The sequence below is a fragment of the Streptomyces sp. NRRL F-2664 genome, from assembly GCF_000719345.1.
Classification (GTDB): domain Bacteria; phylum Actinomycetota; class Actinomycetes; order Streptomycetales; family Streptomycetaceae; genus Streptomyces.
This window is the reverse complement of sequence record NZ_JOFX01000479.1, coordinates 1-307: the sequence shown is the minus strand read 5'-3', so window position 1 is coordinate 307 and position 307 is coordinate 1. Positions and strand designations below refer to the sequence as shown.

The 307-nt window shown below is 75.2% G+C and carries 1 protein-coding gene; it reads right to left on the bottom strand.

Going from position 1 to position 307, the window contains the following annotated elements:
* Positions 1-307: hypothetical protein (locus IF89_RS40015; protein WP_043195095.1), on the bottom strand; the 307-nt coding region annotated here is incomplete at both ends.

Here is a 307-nt window from a genome sequence, read left to right as displayed (position 1 = left end):
GTTGCCGGCGGTGTCGAAGTACTGCACGGACCCGTCGGTGCGGTCGGTCAGCCGCCACTCGTAGCCGCGTCCGTCGACGCCGTCGCGGGCGGGCAGGCTTCCGCCGGGCACGTGCTCGAAGCGCACGCCCTCGCCGGGGAACCGCTTCAGGCCGGAGCCGGCACTGCCGGGGGCGCTGGCGGCGGGGTCGATGTCGTAGACCCCGCCTGCCACCACCGCACGGCCCTCTTCGGTGTCGACGAAGGGCAGGCCCAGGCCCATGCCCGCGCCCAGGCCCTGCCGGTCCACCCCCAGACCCGACAACTCC